This window comes from Streptomyces sp. NPDC030820, from assembly GCF_055572075.1.
Genome location: NZ_JBVIEB010000017.1, coordinates 70,315 through 88,291 on the forward strand (window position 1 = coordinate 70,315; position 17,977 = coordinate 88,291).

General features: G+C 67.2%; 13 protein-coding genes and 5 pseudogenes. 9 read left to right on the forward strand and 9 right to left on the reverse strand.

Annotated elements, in window-relative coordinates; all coding sequences use genetic code 11:
• Nucleotides 1-37: 37 nt before the first annotated feature.
• From ACZ418_RS35870 to ACZ418_RS35885, 4 genes and pseudogenes are all read right to left on the reverse strand, one after another.
• Nucleotides 38-520, reverse strand: coding sequence for a hypothetical protein (locus ACZ418_RS35870; protein WP_468371362.1), 483 nt, complete (start codon nt 518-520; stop codon nt 38-40).
• 2,064 nt (nt 521-2,584) lie between these two features.
• Nucleotides 2,585-2,905 (reverse strand): annotated as a pseudogene (locus tag ACZ418_RS35875) (methyltransferase domain-containing protein); the annotation flags it as partial.
• A gap of 124 nt (nt 2,906-3,029) precedes the next feature.
• On the reverse strand, nt 3,030-3,848 hold the full coding sequence (locus tag ACZ418_RS35880) for an alpha/beta hydrolase family protein (RefSeq protein WP_468371364.1): 819 nt from the start codon (nt 3,846-3,848) through the stop codon (nt 3,030-3,032).
• 170 nt (nt 3,849-4,018) lie between these two features.
• On the reverse strand, nt 4,019-4,435 hold the full coding sequence (locus ACZ418_RS35885; RefSeq protein WP_468371366.1) for a hypothetical protein: 417 nt from the start codon (nt 4,433-4,435) through the stop codon (nt 4,019-4,021).
• A 546-nt stretch (nt 4,436-4,981) separates the two neighbouring features.
• Between ACZ418_RS35885 and ACZ418_RS35890 the strand changes: the two are divergent.
• Nucleotides 4,982-5,216, forward strand: a pseudogene (locus tag ACZ418_RS35890) (transposase); the annotation flags it as partial.
• Nucleotides 5,217-5,223: 7 nt separating this feature from the next.
• Here ACZ418_RS35890 and ACZ418_RS35895 read toward each other — a convergent pair.
• The 4 genes and pseudogenes from ACZ418_RS35895 to ACZ418_RS35910 form a co-directional block, all read right to left on the reverse strand.
• Nucleotides 5,224-5,328: pseudogene (locus tag ACZ418_RS35895) on the reverse strand (NADP-dependent oxidoreductase); the annotation flags it as partial.
• A gap of 160 nt (nt 5,329-5,488) precedes the next feature.
• Nucleotides 5,489-5,704: pseudogene (locus ACZ418_RS35900) on the reverse strand (glycerophosphodiester phosphodiesterase); the annotation flags it as partial.
• Nucleotides 5,705-6,115: 411 nt separating this feature from the next.
• Nucleotides 6,116-6,487 carry a toxin Doc gene (locus tag ACZ418_RS35905; RefSeq protein WP_468371368.1) on the reverse strand — a complete coding sequence of 124 codons (372 nt, stop codon included), beginning with the start codon at nt 6,485-6,487 and terminating at the stop codon, nt 6,116-6,118.
• 15 nt (nt 6,488-6,502) lie between these two features.
• Nucleotides 6,503-6,751, reverse strand: a complete 249-nt coding sequence (locus ACZ418_RS35910; RefSeq protein WP_468371369.1) for an antitoxin MazE7 — start codon at nt 6,749-6,751, stop codon at nt 6,503-6,505.
• Between the two features lie 231 nt (nt 6,752-6,982).
• On the opposite strand from ACZ418_RS35910, the gene ACZ418_RS35915 reads away from it, so the two are divergent.
• From ACZ418_RS35915 to ACZ418_RS35950, 8 genes and pseudogenes are all read left to right on the forward strand, one after another.
• Entirely contained in the window at nt 6,983-7,582 is a 600-nt protein-coding gene (locus ACZ418_RS35915) for a hypothetical protein (protein ID WP_468371371.1), read from the forward strand.
• 275 nt (nt 7,583-7,857) lie between these two features.
• Nucleotides 7,858-8,010, forward strand: a complete 153-nt coding sequence (locus ACZ418_RS35920) for a hypothetical protein (protein WP_468371372.1) — start codon at nt 7,858-7,860, stop codon at nt 8,008-8,010.
• 210 nt (nt 8,011-8,220) lie between these two features.
• Nucleotides 8,221-10,617, forward strand: coding sequence for a phage tail family protein (locus ACZ418_RS35925; protein WP_468371373.1), 2,397 nt, complete (start codon nt 8,221-8,223; stop codon nt 10,615-10,617).
• 71 nt (nt 10,618-10,688) lie between these two features.
• On the forward strand, nt 10,689-12,995 hold the full coding sequence (locus ACZ418_RS35930; protein ID WP_468371374.1) for a Hint domain-containing protein: 2,307 nt from the start codon (nt 10,689-10,691) through the stop codon (nt 12,993-12,995).
• A gap of 354 nt (nt 12,996-13,349) precedes the next feature.
• Nucleotides 13,350-13,862 (forward strand): hypothetical protein, encoded by a 513-nt coding sequence (locus ACZ418_RS35935; protein WP_468371375.1) that lies wholly within the window; start codon nt 13,350-13,352, stop codon nt 13,860-13,862.
• A 161-nt stretch (nt 13,863-14,023) separates the two neighbouring features.
• Entirely contained in the window at nt 14,024-14,476 is a 453-nt protein-coding gene (locus ACZ418_RS35940; RefSeq protein WP_468371377.1) for a hypothetical protein, read from the forward strand.
• A 105-nt stretch (nt 14,477-14,581) separates the two neighbouring features.
• Nucleotides 14,582-15,488, forward strand: a pseudogene (locus ACZ418_RS35945) (IS701 family transposase); the annotation flags it as partial.
• An 89-nt stretch (nt 15,489-15,577) separates the two neighbouring features.
• Complete coding sequence (locus tag ACZ418_RS35950; RefSeq protein ID WP_468371378.1) at nt 15,578-16,183, forward strand: DinB family protein; 606 nt, start codon at nt 15,578-15,580, stop codon at nt 16,181-16,183.
• 478 nt (nt 16,184-16,661) lie between these two features.
• On the opposite strand, the gene ACZ418_RS35955 is transcribed toward ACZ418_RS35950, so the two are convergent.
• Nucleotides 16,662-17,900 (reverse strand): IS701 family transposase, encoded by a 1,239-nt coding sequence (locus tag ACZ418_RS35955; RefSeq protein WP_468371380.1) that lies wholly within the window; start codon nt 17,898-17,900, stop codon nt 16,662-16,664.
• Nucleotides 17,901-17,977: the final 77 nt, after the last annotated feature.

A 17,977-nucleotide genomic window follows, 5' to 3' on the forward strand; every position in this document is an offset into this window, starting at 1 on the left:
GCCTTGACATGAGCAGTGGGAGATGTGCCGGGTGCGGTCAGTCCTTGTCCGGACCCGGCATCGGAGGGTTTCCGATGGTTACATCGCCCATCTTCAAAGCAGCCACCGACTGGTTCTCGGCTTGGACGTGCGCATTGCCGCCAATGGCGATGCCCTCGTCACCGGTCGCAACGCCGCTGACGGAGCGCTGAGTAAAGGCCACCAGCTCTCGCAGCCGGGTGGCCGTCCGGTTGCGGTCGGCCTCGTCCAACTCTTCCAGAAGGTCCTGGAAGCGTGTTTCCCATGCAGCGGCGGCTGCGTTGCGGACACGCTCAACTGCCTCGGGCGTAGCACCTTCCAGTTGGGCCGCTGTCCGGTCCAGCCGCTCCCGAGTCGCTTGCTCGGCAGCGCTTGAAGCGGGATCACGGCCGAAGAGACGGGTCACCCGCTCTCGTACGCTCTGCCAAGCGTCCGTCCCGGCCGCCTGCGCCACGGCCACCCCGGCCGCCGAAGCCAGTGCCATCAATGCCTGATCAAGCATTCTGCCCCCCGGCACCCTGGAAGGGGACGCAAGCCCCATCCCGGTGTGGACTAGGGTACTGCGGCTCCTGCCTAGCCGGGATCGCAAACAGGCACTGACGCTGCAGCAGGTCCGCCAGGACCGCATCCTCTTTGAGGCCCGGGAGACCACAGACCCCCTCCGTCTCATGCGTGTCTTCGGCACCAGCGACAGCACCGCCATGCGCTACATCACCGCCGCCCACCCCGAGCGCACCTCGAAAATCCCCCGCTAGTGAGCCGTTCGCGAGGGCGTCGGCCTCCAGAGTCAGCGAGTGTCAGTCATCGGCCGGGTTCCCCGCGGCTGATGCCTGACCGTCCCCGGGCGCAACCTCTCGGCCCACGTCTTCAGCGAGCCGGACGGAGACGTCACGTCGGTTTCGCTGGCCAGTGGGGTCAGGGAGAACATCAACACGATGACCTGCCCGCCATACCCCCGTGGCCTACCTGCGACAACAGCCCGTCGCGTCCTCGGTTACGCTCAAGCGTCCCAGCCTCGTTTCCGCAGACGGGTATAGACCACAGCGGCGACCACCTGGACGACGGCTAACACCGCGGCGACACCTGCAACGGTTACCCACCGCACTGACAACGTCGGAGCCGCGACGAGCCGTACCCCGGCGCCAGCGGCCAGTCCATCACCGGCCAAGACTTGCAAGCCCTCATCACGGCTTTCCAACAGCGCGAGTTCGACAAAGCGGCCCTCCTCCCGACGAAAAAGCCGCCAAGCCCGACACCCAGAAGCAGCCCCACAGCCATCCACGCCCGGCCGAGGAAACATCCGAACAAACGCAAACCAGGGCAGGCGCCTACTCCGCCAAGAACAAACGCTCTACCAGGGTGACGCCGCCGTCCGATCATCACAGGCTCGGCCCCGGTTCAGGTGGGTTCGTCCTTCGGTGGGCGTCGCATGACGCTGCTGGGGCCGTAGTTGCGTGCTCCATTTGGGGGTATTGCGGTTACGAACCGGGCGGTGGGGCGTTGAACGTGTATGAGCGGAAGTCATAAGCGGAAGCGGTCAGCGTCGCGGGCGTTCGAGCAGGTGCAAGCGCAGCTGGCTCGTGCGGCTGCTGCGATGGCTGTGGGGAAGAAGTCGCCGCGGCGGGGAGTGGAAGAAACGGTTCGCCCGGCGGGTGCAGAGCCGGACAACGGCCGTGGCAAGGCGGCGCCGCCCGGCTTGAGCTGAGATTGTTCGCCTGCCTTCTCGTCGCCTGAACAGCGGCGGTCGTCGGCGGTTGCCCCGGTGAGGGGCAGGCCCGTTGCCGAACCCGGCGAACCCGGCGAACCCGGCGAGGACGTCCTCGAGGTCTGCCTCGGCCCTCCCGTGCTTGCGTTCCCGCTCCCCGTCCTCAACGACTGGGGTGGGCGGCGCCACCGCGCCTGCAGGCCGGGCAGTAGCCGCGGGAGACCTGGCGGAGGGTGGCGACGCCGGTCGCGGCCGACTCCCTCCCCGGCCTTGCGCTGCCACGTCCCGCGGCTGGCTCCGAACTGCCCGAGCCATGCCGACCTGCGGGGTCGCGCATGCCGCGCCTGCGGCAGTCGCGCAGCAGGCCGGCCCACGGCTCGGCGGATGCGCACAGACCCTCGGTGTCATCGGCCCACACGAATAGCCGCGATCCGGCAGGTCCCGGTTCTGGCAAGCAGTGCGGCCCCGCTCAGACGCCGTGCACCGTGTCCTCGTCGAGGTGTCCACGCTGCGCCGCTCTCCTGGGCGGACCTGGCAGAAAAGGGCGAGAAGGCTCCCCGTTCGAGCCGATCGCCACGCGGCCAGGGCGGTTCGGGCCCAGCCGCTACCGGTCGTGGAGTCCCCCATTGCAAGGCTGTCGGCGACGGCTGAATTGTGAGCCACTGCCGACGCTTGGGTTCTAAGGTGGATTCGCGTGATCGTCGCTACTGGTCCACTTTTCAGGTTCTGGATCACTTTTCAGCCGTCGCCGACAGCAAGGTGGCACCACGCGCCGGAACAGCATCCACAACTCGTCTGGAACCAACCGGTCAACCAGGTCTCCCACGAACCACTCAAGGTCCCGTTGGCACCATAAGAAACGGCCTCCAAGTGGGCGTCGAGGAAGCCCCGCTCGGATGCCGGGTCGTGCAGCCGGGCGGATCTTACGAGCCCAGCCCCGGCCAGCAGGTCGGCGAACCGGTCCGCCGGCCGGCTATAGGCGGGCGTCACCTTGTGGTCGAAGCAGACCGGCTCGGGCGAGACGGTCGCGAAGAACGAGACCAGGAGCAGGCCCCCTGGTGCCAGCACACGCGCTTACTCGGCAAGCAGCGCGGGGAGTTCCCCAGGAGGGGTGTGGATCATCGAGTAGTGGGCCAGCACTCCGCCGAGCGCGCCGTCCTCAACGGGGAGGGCCTCCATCCGCTGCGCGCCCTCACTGCCGTCCCTTTGCATGGTGGCGGGCCAGTTGCCTGCCAGCGCTGCACGAAGTCGTCGGCATGCTCGGCGATGTAGTCAGATACAGAGGTCAGGCTGGAGTAGCAGTGGGTCAGCCGCCCTGAAGTGTCTGCTGCAGCCAGTCGAAGACCACCTCGCAGTGCTGCCTGGGCGCCATCGGCGAGCAGTGCAGCTGCGCGCCGGTCGCTGCGGTGAGCTTCACGTATTCCTTCGGGGCCGTCAGCTTGTCGAACATCTCGTGCGGCTGGCCTGGGTAGAACTGTTCGAAGTCGTAGTCGAGGACCAGCGTGGGTGCCTTGATGCGACCCACGACGTCTGTGATGTCCAGCGACTTGATGAGCTTGGCGGGAGTGTAGAAATCGGTGAACAGTCTGCCTTGGCGAGCGGCGAGCATCGCCGGCGCGGAGAAGGGTTCGAAGCGTTTCTTCACGGTCGCCGCCTCAGCGGACGACAGATGTGGGGCAACCTCCTTGTTCCAGACGTTGTTGGTCTCTTGTTTGTCGGGAGTGAGAATCTTCCGGAGCTCCCCGAAGCCCAGCCACGGATCCAGGCAGCCGGGCATCGCGACCACTGCTGCGATCCGCTGTTCGAAGGCCGCGGCCCGGGGAGCCAAGTCGCCCCCCATGCTCAGCCCGGTGAGAGCGATTTTGTCCGCGTCCACGTCAGAACGGGCGGTCAGCCAGTCGACGAGCGGCGTCACAACCGTCTCCCAGCGAGCGCTGAACACCACCTGGTCCAGGAAGATCATCTGTCCCTGGCCAGGCCCCTCGTAGACGAGGGCATTCCAGTCCCGGGCCAGCGCGGCGGAGACACCGTACGTCCACATGTCGACGTTCTGTCCATCGCTGCCGTTGGTAAGGATGACGGTGGGGCGCCGGTGTCCTGATGCGTCGGGGCGGAACAGCCACACGGGCAGCGGAGTCCTCCCGTACGGAACACTTGCTGTCACCGGTGCCGGGTCGCACAGCTTGCAGAAGGTGTCCCAGGCGGCACGGCAGGCCTTGTACAGCTGCTCCTCGCTGCCCGGGTCCTTGGAGCCGAGGACGAAGAAGAGCGCCTGGGAGTAGTACTGCGAAGCTCTCAGCGCCCGGAAGCGTGCGGTCTCCCTGTCGGGTTTCCCGCCCCCTCGGGCGCTTTCATCAGACGGTCGCCGAGCTTCCTGAAGGTCTCGACGTACACCTGTGCTGACGGACCGGCCTTGTTGATCGCGTTCACAGCCGTGAGCACCTCGCCCACGTCGCCGCTGCCCTGGTCGGACCCGCCGAGCGCCAGGAGGCCGTTGAAGTTGAGCTCCGGGTTACTGAACAGGGTCATCGCCCCCGGCGTGGGCCCGCCTGCCGAGGGGGAGGCCGTCCCCGAGGCGGGAACCTGCTCGGAGGAGGCCTCCGTGCCGGTGCAGCCCGCGGCCAGCAGCGCGGCCCCCGCCACGCCGACGAGCCCGGAGAGGGCGCCGCGCCGTCCTGGGCCGAGGACCTGATCTGACGGAACGTGGCTCATGCCTGCCCAATGTATGCCCGAGCTCCACTCGGCCCGCCGCACGACGCCCGCAGTTGCCCCCAATAGCCGATGCCCCCAGCTGTCGCCCCGGAGCAGCAGGAGCAGCAGGTAGGTGCGGCCAGGGGCTTCAACTGCCCCACCGGTGGGCAAGACGGTCCGCTGCAACGGACAGCGGCACAGCAGCGGCCCAGGAGTACATGGCGGCAGTCGGTGAGAGTTGGGCAATGCCCACGGAGGCGAGAAACACGAACGTCTGGGAGGGCAACGGAACGGTTTCCAACCGCTCACCCGCCTGACGGCGCCGGCCTCACAGCCGCCGAAGACGTCACCGGAGCAGTACGCGGAAGGTGGGTGAACGCCGGTGTGGTCCAGGACGAGTATCACGACTACGTGATGGCCGGACGGCCAACAAGCAGCTCACCAGAAGGGCATCCCTGGACGGAGCCGCCCTTCAGGTCTTGACGATCAAGCCGGATCACGGAACTGCGGCCAGAGCCGTTTTCAAGAATCGCCATCAAGGCCACCCTCAACGCGTCCATCGGCCGCGGCGTTCGCGCCCTGGCCGAGATCGTTCCGCTCGGCCAGGCCTGAAGAAGCGAGCCGCCGATGTGCTGGCCTACTTCGACCGTCCCGGTACGTCCAACGGTCCCACGCAGGCGGTCAACGGCCGCCTCGAACACCTCCGTGGATCCGCGCTCGATTCCGCAACCTGCCCAACTACAGTGCACGGTCACTGCTCGAGACCGGCGCATTCAGGCTACAACTGCCCCTTCCATCGTGAAGACCGGTCAGTCCACGAGTAGCACGAGTTTGCCGCGCACAGTCCCGGCTTCGCCGACGCGGTGCGCGTGGGCCACCTCGGTCAAGAGGAAGGTCTGGCCGACCTGGATGGAGCTGGCACAGCTCCACGCTGACCAGGGTGAAACCGACCTTCTGGGCACGGCCGACGAAGGTGTCGCGGTGCGCACTGGGCCCCGCCACCAGCACGGTGCGGGCCCGCGGCAGCACGTGGTGGATCTCGATCAGCGCCGCGTCGTGGAACGACAGCACCGAGACCCGGTCCAGCAGGTCCTGGTCGGTGAGCACCTTGGCCAGCGACCGGGCGGCGGCCACATCCTTGATCTCCGCCTGGATCGGCAGCGTCGGCCCGACGGCGTCCAGCACCTCCCCGAACGTGGGGATGCGCTCGCCGAGGCCGGCGTCGAGCTCCTTGAGCTCCCCCAGCTTCTGGTCGGCGATCGGACCGGAGCCGTCCGTCGTGCGGTCCAGGGTCTCGTCGTGCGGACCAGATCGTGCCTCGGTGGCTGCTGCTGGTGATCAACCACTCTCTTTGGGCGCAGCCCAGGTGGGTGTCCGGTGAATGGCCCAGCGAGTCGAGCACCCAGGGCCCATGGCAATTTCGAGACCCCGTTCGGGCGCTCCCCGGCGGGGTGCCAGCGACTTCGCCGGACGGGCCACCAATGCGGTGGAGCGCTGAGCGGAGCGCCAACGACGGGCTCAGCCGCATCGCGGCAGCTGCTGCTCCCCCTCGGCCACCCCCGGGCGGAACGGTCTCCTCGCACCCCGCGTCCGCGGCGGCGGGAGTACGGCGACGGCTCGGCTCCGGCCGGCTCGACGGCATCCCGGTCCGCCGAGCGAGCAACCGTCGATCCTCCGTGAAATGCGCAGCGCTGTTCAGGGTCAGGCCTGGCGCCAGGAACGCAGCCTCTCGGCGATGCCGTACGAGTCCAGCCGCAGCCCCCGGATGTCGTAGATCAGTTCCCGCCAGAGCTCAAACTTCGTGTCCACGCGTTCTCCGGAGGCCTCGAGGTAGGCGATGGCGACGCCGTATCCGTACACCTCATTGCGGGCCGGGAGTGGGCGCAGCAGCACGCACTCCTCCAGCAGGACTGCAGCCCGCCAGAAGGCGTCGGGATGGTGCTGATCATGCCGGGGCGGGTCGACCCATTGGCGCTGGGCCATGCCGACGAGGACCGAGAAGTCGTTGACGGTCAGGTCGTCCCGGAGGATCTCCTCCTGGCGCTCGAGGAACCACCGGTAGTCGACGTGCACGATGGGAGGCACAGGTCAGGCCGCCCGCGAGGTGTCGTGCGCGGCGGACGGCAGCCCACCGAACTCGGCATCGAAGGCGTCCATGACGCCGGGCTCGCTGATCACCCGGCGGAAAGCGGCGGTCGCCGTCTGCAGTGCCCGCTCCTGCTCTTTCTCCCCCGCCAGCTTGGCGAGGTAGGCCTTTACAGACAGACCTTCGGCGGCGGCGAGGCCTTGCAGGATGTCCCTGGTGCTCGTGTCGACCTTGACAGTGGTTTCAGCCATGCCCGTAGTATCCCGCACGGTATACGCGCCGCGCTACCTACTTGCTTGCGAGTGCTCGCCGCTGCGCTGCGACTAGCGCCCAAGTTGGCACCGTTCGCCAGATAGGTGCTCAGAGCCTCAGAGAGGCCATGAGGGCTCTCCGGGCACCCTGGCCCTTCTGAGTAAGAGTGAGTACGGGACTGAGTAGGGCGACGGTGTCGTCGGCCTGGGTGGCGGTGTTCGGATGGCTTCATGACGCCGACTCCTTCCGCCGCTCCCGCGGCGTCCGCTTTCCGCCGCCGGGTCAGGGTCCTGGGGCTGTCCGTTGCCGGGCCCGTTGCGGTGTCCCTGCTCGTGGGCTGCAACGCCGTGGCGGGTGGTCCAGTCCGTTCCGAGGCGCAGTTCCTGGAGCACGTACACGACACGCAGGCCGCCGGCGAGGACACGGTTCTCTTCCTGGGCTCGGATCCGGACTCCGTGATCCTGGGAAAGTCCACGGACAGCGCATCATGCGTGGACGACCTCGGTGTCGACCGGGATGACACCCACCGGGACCAGCCGTCCGTCTCCTGGGCCCCGGATTTCAAGGACGGCGACGCCGGGTATCGCGCGGCGGTCGCCGACCTTCGCAGGCGGTGGTCCGAGCGGGGATGGAAGGTGACGACGGAGCCGGGGACCGACCCGGTCACCGACAAGGCGACCGGCCTGCAAGAGATCCACACCACCGACGACCACGGCGTCGCGCTGTCGCTGAGCCCCGGCCGACGTACCGGCGAGGGACTGGTCGTCGCCGACGGCGGCTGCGTCCGCCACGACGGCTACTGGGACGCAGACGCCTGGAGCCACTCCTGATGGGCCCGACCGCTCCGGCGACGTGTACGTCGCCCGTCTTCTCGCCGAACTGAGCAACGTACTTGGCGAGCAGTGCCAACTGGGGCGCTCAGTCACATGCGCCCGCTCACGGGCGTCACCGAAAGATCGCGTCCAGGGTGCTACGTGCGCTTGCTCGCGCTGAGATGTGCGGCTGGGCGCTGCGCGGCCTCCGCCCCGCCCCCCGTCTTCTTCCCGGTCGTTCTTCCGTCCCGCAGCATCGGGCAATGTCAGTGGTGGCAGGCAGGATGACGGCCATGACAACACCTGCAGATGTGTTCCGCGGCGACCTGCTGGCCCGCCTGGGACGCACGGCCGAGGCCTGCGCCGAGTTCGAGCGCGCCGCCTCGCTCGCCCACAACGAACGGGGGCGGGAGCTGCTGGAAGGGCGCTCGGCGGAGTGTCGCTGAGTGGTCTTGTCGAAGTACCGACTCCAGGTGTTCACCCGAGTGGGCGCCCACCTTTTGCCCGGCCGGCTGCGATCGCCCAAAACTGAACGCAAGTACGTGTTGGCCAAGTGCGTCGTGCACGGTCCTCTCGTGGGCTGGGGCTGCGCTTGCGCCGGTACGATCCGCGCGCTCCTGCGCTGCCGACGACCACTAAGGCGGTCAGCCATGCCCTTGAGTCGCCCCATAACCTACGATCTGAGTGACTGCCGCGTCGCTCATGGCCGCATCTACGACACCGAGGTGTACGACGGTGAGGAGTGGGTGCCCCACGGCCGACTCGCCGTGATGCGGGACATGATCACCCATGACGGGAACCACATCCACACAGTGGATTACCACGGCCCCAACCACGCGCTGCTGATGCGGGGCAAAGTCGGCGATCCCACGTTCCAGGCGCGGCTCAACCTGACGGAGTGCGGGAACGCGTTCGTCGGCACGATGTCCACGGGCGGCGGGAAGCCTCAGGCCCTGCGTGGTGCGGCGTTGGAGCAGGTGTACCACACACAGCGACACCTCAAGGCCGACCCGGCGGCACCGTTCCTCCCCTGGGAGGACTTCACCATCAAGTCCGAATGGGTGAGCGGCGAGCTCAAGATCACCTACCTGCTCGGCTCCGACAACGTCAGCGATCGCACGCGCGTGACCAAGGTCGATCGCGCCAAGGGTGAAACGTGGCTGGAGATGGTCGCGCAGTTCCAGCCGCCCTTCCGTCAGAACGCGTTCAGCATCGTCCTGGTCTCGGGGTCCCAGACGTTCTCCGGCACCCTGACCGATGACGACGGCAACGACTACGACTGGCGCGGCGCCACGGCGCCGGAGCTGCCCGAGCCCCGCGCCGCCGTGTTCCGCGCCGCTCACGAGAGCCGGCCGTCGGCCTTTGCCGAAGCCATGCCCTCGACCACGATGTCATTGCAGGACCTGGACAACATCTCGTCGATCCAGGTCGTCACCGATGACAAGGGCAAACAGTTCACGGTCGACTTCGCCCAGACCACCTGCGGCGGCTACTTCAACAAGTGCCTGGTCAATGCCCTGGACCAGAAGTGGGTCGATGGTATCTACGGCCACCCGTACTATCTGCCTCCCGGCGTGCAGCAGGTGTTCGCGAACTCCACGCAGTACTTCAAGGACTATGCCGTCCTCGGAACGGGGCAGATGCTCTACGACAACCTGGGCACCAACCCGCAGTACAGGGATCTGATCAAGAGGATCCAGCCCCAGACCATGCAGACCGTCTGGCAGGACATGGGCAAGAGCCAGACGGCCGGCCCTGCGTACCAGGAGGCGAGCAACGCCCTGTACATCCAGGGCTATCGCGACGGAGTCCCGCAGATGCAGGCGTATCTGCAGGACGACCCCGAGAAATGGGCCTTGGACTACTTCAACTGGCTGTCCGACGACGCCAATCTGCTCACCTGGCAGATCCAGGTCGCGAGCAAGGAGTTCGACAACGTCAAGTCCCGCATGTACGAGTGGTACGTCAAGCTCCAGGTTCTCGCGCCGGACAAGGACTACGGCCAACGCTTCATGACCATCGCCTACGCGGCGCTGCTCGGGGTGACCTACTCGAAGTCCCGGTGGTCGGACGACCTCAAACCGTATCTCCAGGCGCTGATCGAGAACGCCATCGCGGGCAAGGTCGACCCGACGATCATGGACGAGGTCCAGCAGCAGGCTGCCAAGGAGAACCAGGAGCTCATGAGCACCCTGGTCACCACCGCCGACCAGATCGCACTCCTGGTGGACGGCATCGCGGCGGCCATGAGCGCCTACCAGCTGAACAAGCCGCTGCAGCAGCTCGCACAGGACCCGCAGGCGCAGGCCCTCATCGGCCAGCAGCTCCAGGGAGCCCAGTACGAAGCGTGGAGTGACCTGACGACCAAGGGAAAGGTCGGCGGCCTGCTGAGCATGATGTTCTACGGCGCAACGGCGGGTTACCTCATCTACACGATCGCCCAGGACAGCAAGAACCCGCAGACGCCCAAACAGATCACGACAGAGGTCAACCTGGGCGTCCTCGCCCTGGCGATCCTCGTGAAGGGCATCGAGAAGATGATGTCCCTGGGCGTGGGCCGTTTTCTGGAGAACTTCTCCCTGGGCGGTCACGGTGGCGCGTTCCGCACCTTCGCCGGTGACCTCGCCTCCTGGTTCAAGGAGGGTGGAAAGGTCGTGCCCGAAGGCCCGGTCGGCAAGGCCTTCGTGGCCATCTTCGGCGAGAACTCGGCGGAGTTCATGGCCCGGCGCATCGGCCCCGCCATGGCCGTCTGCGGCCTGGTGCTGTCGGCGTTCATGCTGTACGACGCCATCAAGTCGGGCGACGTACGGAACATCGTGTTCGAAGCGCTGAACGCCTTCGTCGGTCTGATGACTGTCGCCCTGATCGGGTTCGAGCTGATGAGCTTCGCCTGGGCAGGGCCTGCCGGTCTGGCACTGGCCGTCGTCGGCATCATCATCACGCTGGTCCAGTTCATCTGGAACCTGATCGATCCGCCGCAGCCGGCGCCGGATCCGATCACAGAGTTCGTGGACGGTCCCATGGTGGCCAAGGGCTTCGCCACGGCGGGCTGAGCGTACCGGTCGAGCCGGCTCCGGCCGGCTCGACCCCGCTGTCGGACAAGAAGCGCAGGGAGAGCCGTCTGATGTTCATCGCCGTATCACCTCCGGCCGTCACACTGTCGGGAGCCGTTGACCCGGTCATCGAATCCATCGTCAACCTGATGCCCGACTACAGCGCCGGTCGGCGTCTGCACACCCTCTACGTCAACAAGACGCAGAGCGCTCTGCCCGGGAACTACTCGCAGATGTTCGGTACCGGCCCGGCGTTCCGAAGCGTGTTCTTCCCCAATTGGCAGCCCGACTCGCTGCTGTCGCTGGTGACCGACACGGGCCTTGGCCCGTCATGGTGGATTGATTTCTCGGTCGCGGTACTGTGCCAGGCCATCGCCGAGTTGGGCAGCGACATCCGCGGCCAGATGCTGACCGACAAGATCAACGGCGATGTCGCGTCCTTCAACGCCGACCTGCGCGCACGCTCCTCGCGCGCCTATGCGAAGGTCCTGGCGGTCGCGTACACACCCCTCACCACCCTGCTGCAACAGGTGAACCCCGACACCGCCAAGCAGCAGTTCCACGACTCGTTGCTGAGCAACGTGCTCAACCGGCAGCTGTGGTACCAGGCGGGTATGTGGACCAGCCCGGACTGGGAGATGTTCAACCAGTACGCCAAGTACATCGCCCTGGGCGCGTCGGACGCCGAGGTGGACACATTGATCGATGAGCTCGCGGCCGCGGGGCTGCCGATTCCCGCCACGGTCAACCGGCAGGGCTGGCGCACGTATGCGGAAGAGCTGCGGGACAAGCCGAACGTCGATCTCGCCGACATCCGGAACGAGTGCGCGGGCCCGATCGCCCAGACGACGTACATCCCGACGGGCGGCGGCATGGCCGCCTCGATGCCCAACGGCAATTGCTACGAGTTCACCGCGAACAGTCAGCCAGGTACGCGCTACCGCCGACCGCCGGGAGGCTCCTGTTTCACCGGCGACACCCAGGTGCTGAACGAAGCCGGCCGCGCCGTCCCGTTGCGGGACGTGAAGCGCGGAGACACCGTACTGACCCGGGACGGCGTCTCCACAGTGGCGTACGTTGCCCGGCCCCTGCGCTCCGGTCGTCCGCTCTACCGGCTGACGGGCGGCGGCAGCCCCGTGTTCACCACCACCCATCCGTTTCTGAACGCGGCGCCGGTGAACCCCTTCGGCTTTCCCCCGAAAGTGTTGGCGGTGGAGCCGGAAGCCCTCGCGTGGCAGGTCCCGACGCTCAGTGAGGACGGCATCGGCATCCTGGAGACCGGAAGTCTGCTGCTGTGCCGCGGCCCGGGCCCGGAACAGGATCCGGTCACCGTGTCGGTGTCCGGGCTGGAACCCGTGCCCGAGCCCCCTGAGGACACCCATCTGTACGACCTGCGACTCGCCACCCGGTCCGGGGCACGGCAGGAATTCTGGGCGGGCGACGGCGAGAGATTCTTTCTGGTGTCACCCGAGTATCCGATTCTCGACGAAGCGGGTGCGGCGGCTACGACGGTGGTCGCCCTCATGGAGGGACTGGTCGCGTCCGGTGGGCCGGACAAGTCGGGGTGGCCGTCATGGATCAACGACGGAGTCAGCCGGTTCGGCCCCGGCATCTTTCATGGCGCCCTGATGCAGGCACTCGCCACGACGTCCTCCTTCGGTGCCCCGGAGCCCCCCGACTCGCTCGACGAGCGCATCGACCGTCTCTACCGCGGTCTCGCCGACACCACGCCGGAGACCGCTGCGGTGATGGCAAGCCTGTTCGACGGGCTGCTGGCGTCGGGCGGCCAGTGGCTGGCGTCGGTCGTCGCGCTCGGCTGGCGGACCTGCATGCTGCTCGGGGGTGAGACGCTCGCGCTCACAGTATTCGACATCGCCCTGACACCCGGCAATCCCGTCCGTGCCGATGCCACGATCGAGCTGGCCGTCACCGCAACGGGACGGAACGCGGCCAAAAGCATCCGCATGTGGGACCGACGCGGCCGGGGCAACACCCGCTTCCACCACTACTTCGACCAGCTCGTCCACCTGGACGTGACCGGTACGGACAGGCCCGACGACCTGTCTTTCGCCGTCAGCATGGACGGCGCCACCGTACCGACCTTGTTCGCACACGTGCCCGACTCGTTGGGTGATGCCGCACACACGTTCCGGTCGGCGCAGCTGCGCGACTCGTCCGGGACGGTGGTGGGCGCCATCCGCTTCGACACCCGACGGCTGGGTCAGGATGCCGCCTCCCAGGAGCTCGGCAACAGCGGCCTGTGGACCGAGGACGCGATCGAGGCATACGCCAACGCCCTCGGCGTCGCCATGGTCGAACCCACCCTGTCGGGGTTGCGGGAGATCCACCGCAACTCCGAGCCGTCACCGCAGTACTGACCCTGCCTTCGATGACCGCGACCGGCCGTGGGCGACTCGTGCCTGCCGCGGGGCCGGCCGGCACTCGGAGGCCGATCCTGGTCGGCCGTGCACACAACGCCGCCGGTCAATACACCTGGACCGGGCGGCCCAACAGCATCGTCGGTGCGCCCGCAGTACTTGTGGCCGAGGATGTGCTGGACGTAGGCCGGCGGCATGTCCGGGTCGTCGAGCATCTGGAACGTTGCCGTGTGCCGCAGGTCGTGGAGGGTCCAGTTGGATCCAAGGAGTTCGTTGGCGCGGTTGAACATCATGCGGTAGTTCCCGCCTCCGGCGACGGGCAACGAGGCGGGAGGATCACGATAAGGTCCGCGCATGTCAGACGCGATAGCGACCGCGATCACCGCGGCGGCGGGCCTCGGCGGGGCTCTCCTCGGCGCGGTGCTCCCGCAACGCTTCAACGCCCGCGAACGCGCCATCGAGGTCGAACTCGCCGATCGTAGACGGTCGTTCGAGGAACGCCGAGAGGCGTACACGGCCATGAACCGCGCCTCCGAACAGTTCCACACGCTGCTCAAGGACGCCCTGCACCGCATTCGCGACGGCGTCTACATCGAGGAGGACCGCACCCGTCTCGAGGATTCCCGCAGGGAGTATCGCGACCGCTACGCGGCCGCCCAAATGATCGTCCCGCTGCGGATCATGGAGGCGTCGCGGGAACTCAACAAGGTCCTCGCGGAGGTAGACGCGGCGGCCAAGCGCATCGACCGCGGCCTCGCGCGTGACGGGGAGAGTGTCGAGCGCCTGCTCGCCGAGGTCAAGCAGGCGGAGCCCCGGCTGGTGGCGATGCGGACATTGATGCGGGAGGACCTGGGGATCCGGGACTAGCCACCTGAGGCACGGTCAGCGCAACGACCGAGGCCAATGCCCAGCGTGCGTAGGGGAGTTGGGACAGAGCCTCCCCGCCAGGTTCGCTCACGCGTCCCCTAATACTCCAGCCGTAGATCGTGATCATGGGTGTGAAGGTCGCTCGTCGGTACTCTTCGCGTGTGGTTGAGACCTGGGACGAAGCGCGGCTGATCGCGGACGGTTTCGAGCGCGTGTACGTCGAGTTGGAGTGGTACGACGGACCGCGCATTGGCCTTGCTGACATCGGCGGGATACCCCACTACTTCGATGGCTATGGCCAATACCTCGGCGACCAGGCTGATGAGTACCGTGTCTGGCCCGCCAGCGAGGCCGCGGTGCAGCTGGAGCGCGAGCAGTGGGCAATCTTCGCCCGGTGGAACCAGCGCTGTGAGGCCGGGACGGTCACGCCTGAGAGCCATCCGGGCCATGGGGGAATCGACGCCCGCTACGACGAACTGACACTGCTGCTGGCCCCGCACCGCCAGGTGCCGGACGACGCGCGTCGGCTTGTGGGCGAGACGCGGTTCACCGCCGGTGCCCGCTACCAGGTTGAGGGGCTCAACTACTGGTTCCGGTGGCGTCCAAGCAGGTGAGGCCGCCAATGATCATTAGGTGTTGTGTGGACATCCAATGGTCACGCGGTGGCCTCGGCCGTCAGCGTAGTACCTGCCCGATGGCAGGAAGCGTTCGAGGGCCTGATGAGCCGGATATCAGGCCGGTTCGCCAGGGTCGAACCGCGGCACCGGGTAAGGCGGTTGGTACTCGGGCTGCTGTCGGACCTGCCGCGCAAGAACTGCTGGACCCTGGCCGAGCACGCGGGGGATGCCAGCCCGGACGGCATGCAGCACCTGCTTCACCGCGCGAAGCGGGACGCCGATGCGATCGTGACGACCTGCGTGCCTATGTGGTCGAGCACCTTCGCGACGACGAGGCCGTGCTCGTGGTCGACGAGACCGGTGACCTGAAGAAGGGCGCCGCAACAGTCGGCGTGCAGCGCCAGTACACCGGCACCGCCGGCCGGATCGAGAACGCCCAGGTCGCCGTCTACCTGGTCTACTCAGCAGCATACGGTCACGCCGCTGTAGACCGGGCCCTTTACGTTCCAAACTCGTGGACCGACGACCCTGATCGCTGCCGGGCCGCAGGCATCCCCGACCGACCTCTCCTTCACGACCAAACCCCAGCTCGCCGCCAAAATGATCCTGCGGGCGTTGGACGCGGGAACTGCCCGCCCGGTGGGTCGCGGGCGACGAGGTCTACGGCGACAACCCGCATCTTCGCTCAGCTCTGGAAGCTTGACCGATCGGCTACGTGCTGGCCGTCTCCAGCACTCACCAAGTCACCAGGCGCGCAGGAAAGTTCCAGGCCAGAACCCTGGTTCCGCGGATCCCTCGGCAGGCTTGGCAGCGAATGTCGGCCGGAGCAGGCGCCAAAGGTGAGCGGTACTACGACTGGGCCCAACTCGACATCACCGGACCCGAGGGACGGCCTGGACACTGGTGGCTGCTCATCCGCCGCAACCGGCGAAGCGGCGAACTCGCCTTCTACCGCTGCTTCTCCCCCCCCCGTCCGGTGCCGCTGTCCGAGCTAGCAGATCAGGGCGGCGGCCATGGCCAGGCCTCGGCTCTGCCGGTCGTTGAGGACCACGTACGGGATCTTGAGACCACAAGCAGCCCATGGCAGGCTCATGCCGCATGATCGATGAATTCGCGAAAGACAACCTGCACGGGAGACTGCGGCGGGACCGCAAGGCGCTGCTCTGGAAACTCGACCGCTTGTCGGAATACGACGCCCGCCGACCTTTGACAGCGACCGGGACCAACCTCCTCGGCCTGATCAAACACGTGGCCACCGTCGAGGCCAGGTACTTCGGCGAGGTCTTCGACCGCCCTTCCCCGGAACCGCTGCCCCGGTGGCAGGACTACAACGGCAGCGATCTGTGGGCGACCGAGGACGAGACCCGCGATCAGATCATCGGGTTCTACCGGCACACGTGGGAACACTCGGACGCGACGATCAATGAGCTTCCCCTCGACGCCCCCGGCCACGTGCCGTGGTGGCCGGAGCCTTATCCCAACACGAACCTGTTCGCCGTCATGGTCCATGTCCTGGGCGAGTCCAACCGGCATGCCGGGCACGCCGATATCCTGCGCGAGGGCCTCGACGGCCGGACCGGGATGCGCCCCGAACACGAGAAGCAGATCGACGAGGAAGCCCGTGCAGCCTACTGCGCAAAGATCGAGCAGGCCGCCAGGTCGGCCGCACCAATAAAGGCTTGGTACTCCAGCTGTAGATCGTGACCTTGGATGGCTCTCTCATGAGCCGTCCCACAGCCCCAGCCGTCGCAGACGACGCTGCCGACGCCTCTCGTACAGCGCCGTGAGCCCGAAGATCCCGCCGAGCAGAAGGCTGCCGATTGGCGCGATGACGTAGTCCGACGGCTGCACGTCTGGGAGCAACAGGAAGTAGGTAGCCCACACTGCTCCCGTCAGAAGTGACATGACGACCGGATGCCGGGCCGCGAACTTCTGTGTGCGTGTTGGTGGGCGCTCACCGCCAAGGAGGCGGTCCACGGCCCAAAAGGCCCGCACCAGTCTCCGCCTGGTCTCTGACATGGCCGAGAGGGTAGCGCGCGCCGATCAGTCTTCGACCGGCGCGATGCCAGTTGGGCGCGACGCTCCCCAGTTCGCCCCGAGAGGTTCATTTAGCTTGCTCCCCCGTTCCGCCCAGCCCCGCCGTAGCCGTTCGGGTTTTCGCCGTCCAATACTGTTGTGATCTTCATGTCCGGGATGCGGCTTGTCGCCGGTAATGGCTGGCCCGTGATCGCTGCTGGTGGCGGCGCCGCCAGTCAGACCAGCCGAGCCGGTGGGCCACGTCGTGGACGGGCCGGACGGTGACCGTGATGAACAGGCGCTGGATCTCGTTGCAGGACAGCGGGACCAGGACCTCCGGAGCAGGGTTGCGTGCGTGCTCCTCGGCGCGGAGGACCGCGAGGAAGGCGTGGGCGAGCATCGCGAGGGCGACCCAGCGGGTCCAGGAGGGATAGCGGCGGACCTGGTGCTCGTCGAGCCCCACCAGCCCCTTGCCGGCCTGGAAGGTCTCTTCCACACGCCACCGGGAGCCTGCGACCTTGACCAAGACAGCCAGGGGTGTGGGCTCGGTGGAATGGCAGCGGTAGCAGGCGAGTTCGCCGGTGGTGCGGTTGCGGCGGATCAGCGACTGACGTCGGCCCGGGGCCGGCTCGACGAGGTCGATGACGGCCCAGTCGTAGAAGCGCTGCCCCTTTGCGCCGCGTCCGGCCGAGAGCTTCCGCCAGGCACTCTTCGGCACCTTCTGGGCCAGGACGTCGGCGCGGAACGCGCCTGCACCGGTGGTCATTTCGGCCGAGCAGGCCACGCCGAGGACACAGCCGATGCCGCGTTCCTCCAGCGCCGTCCGCCGTTTCGGGTCGCCGCCGTAGACCTCGTCTCCGGTCACCCAGTCGACGCGGTGTCCGGCGTCAAGGAACCGCTCGATCATCGTGCGGGCCAGGTCCGGCTTGGTCGCGAAGACGGTGTCCTTGCCCAGTCTTGCCGCTTGGCAGCGATCCGAGTCGCACGTCCAGGAGCGCGGGATGTACAGCTCCCGGTCGACCGCCGTGTGGCCCCGGGCTCCCGTGTAGACAAGGTGGACCGCGACCTGCGAGTTCTCGACCCGCCCGGCCGTGCCGGAGTACTGGCGCTGGACGGCAACGGTGTGAGTGCCCTTCTTCACATCGCCGGTCTCGTCGACGACCAGCACCGCGGCCTCGTCGTAGAGGTACTCAACGACGTATTCGCGCACATCGTCGCGGACGGCATCGGCATCCCAGACGGCACGGCACAGCAGATGCTGCATGCCGTGCGGGCTGCCCTCCCCGGCCCACTCCGCGATCGTCCAGCAGTTCTTGCGAGGCAAGTCCGACAGCAAGCCCAAAACCAACCGTCTGGCCCGCAGCCGTGGTTCGACTCGGGCGAACCGGCCCGCGATCTGGCCCATGGCCACCTCGAACGCCTCCCGCCAACGGGCGGGATCTATGCTGTGACCCGCGGCCACCGTCTCGTCGTTAGTCCACA

Excerpts from the sequence above, each read along its gene's own strand:
- ACZ418_RS35870 (WP_468371362.1), bottom strand. The coding sequence starts at position 520 with ATGCTTGATCAGGCATTGATGGCACTGGCTTCGGCGGCCGGGGTGGCC.
- ACZ418_RS35885 (WP_468371366.1), bottom strand. The coding sequence starts at position 4,435 with ATGAGCCACGTTCCGTCAGATCAGGTCCTCGGCCCAGGACGGCGCGGC.
- ACZ418_RS35910 (WP_468371369.1), bottom strand. The coding sequence starts at position 6,751 with ATGGCTGAAACCACTGTCAAGGTCGACACGAGCACCAGGGACATCCTG.
- ACZ418_RS35915 (WP_468371371.1), top strand. The coding sequence starts at position 6,983 with ATGACGCCGACTCCTTCCGCCGCTCCCGCGGCGTCCGCTTTCCGCCGC.
- ACZ418_RS35920 (WP_468371372.1), top strand. The coding sequence starts at position 7,858 with ATGACAACACCTGCAGATGTGTTCCGCGGCGACCTGCTGGCCCGCCTG.
- ACZ418_RS35930 (WP_468371374.1), top strand. The coding sequence starts at position 10,689 with ATGTTCATCGCCGTATCACCTCCGGCCGTCACACTGTCGGGAGCCGTT.
- ACZ418_RS35935 (WP_468371375.1), top strand. The coding sequence starts at position 13,350 with ATGTCAGACGCGATAGCGACCGCGATCACCGCGGCGGCGGGCCTCGGC.
- ACZ418_RS35950 (WP_468371378.1), top strand. The coding sequence starts at position 15,578 with ATGATCGATGAATTCGCGAAAGACAACCTGCACGGGAGACTGCGGCGG.
- ACZ418_RS35955 (WP_468371380.1), bottom strand. The coding sequence starts at position 17,900 with ATGGGCCAGATCGCGGGCCGGTTCGCCCGAGTCGAACCACGGCTGCGG.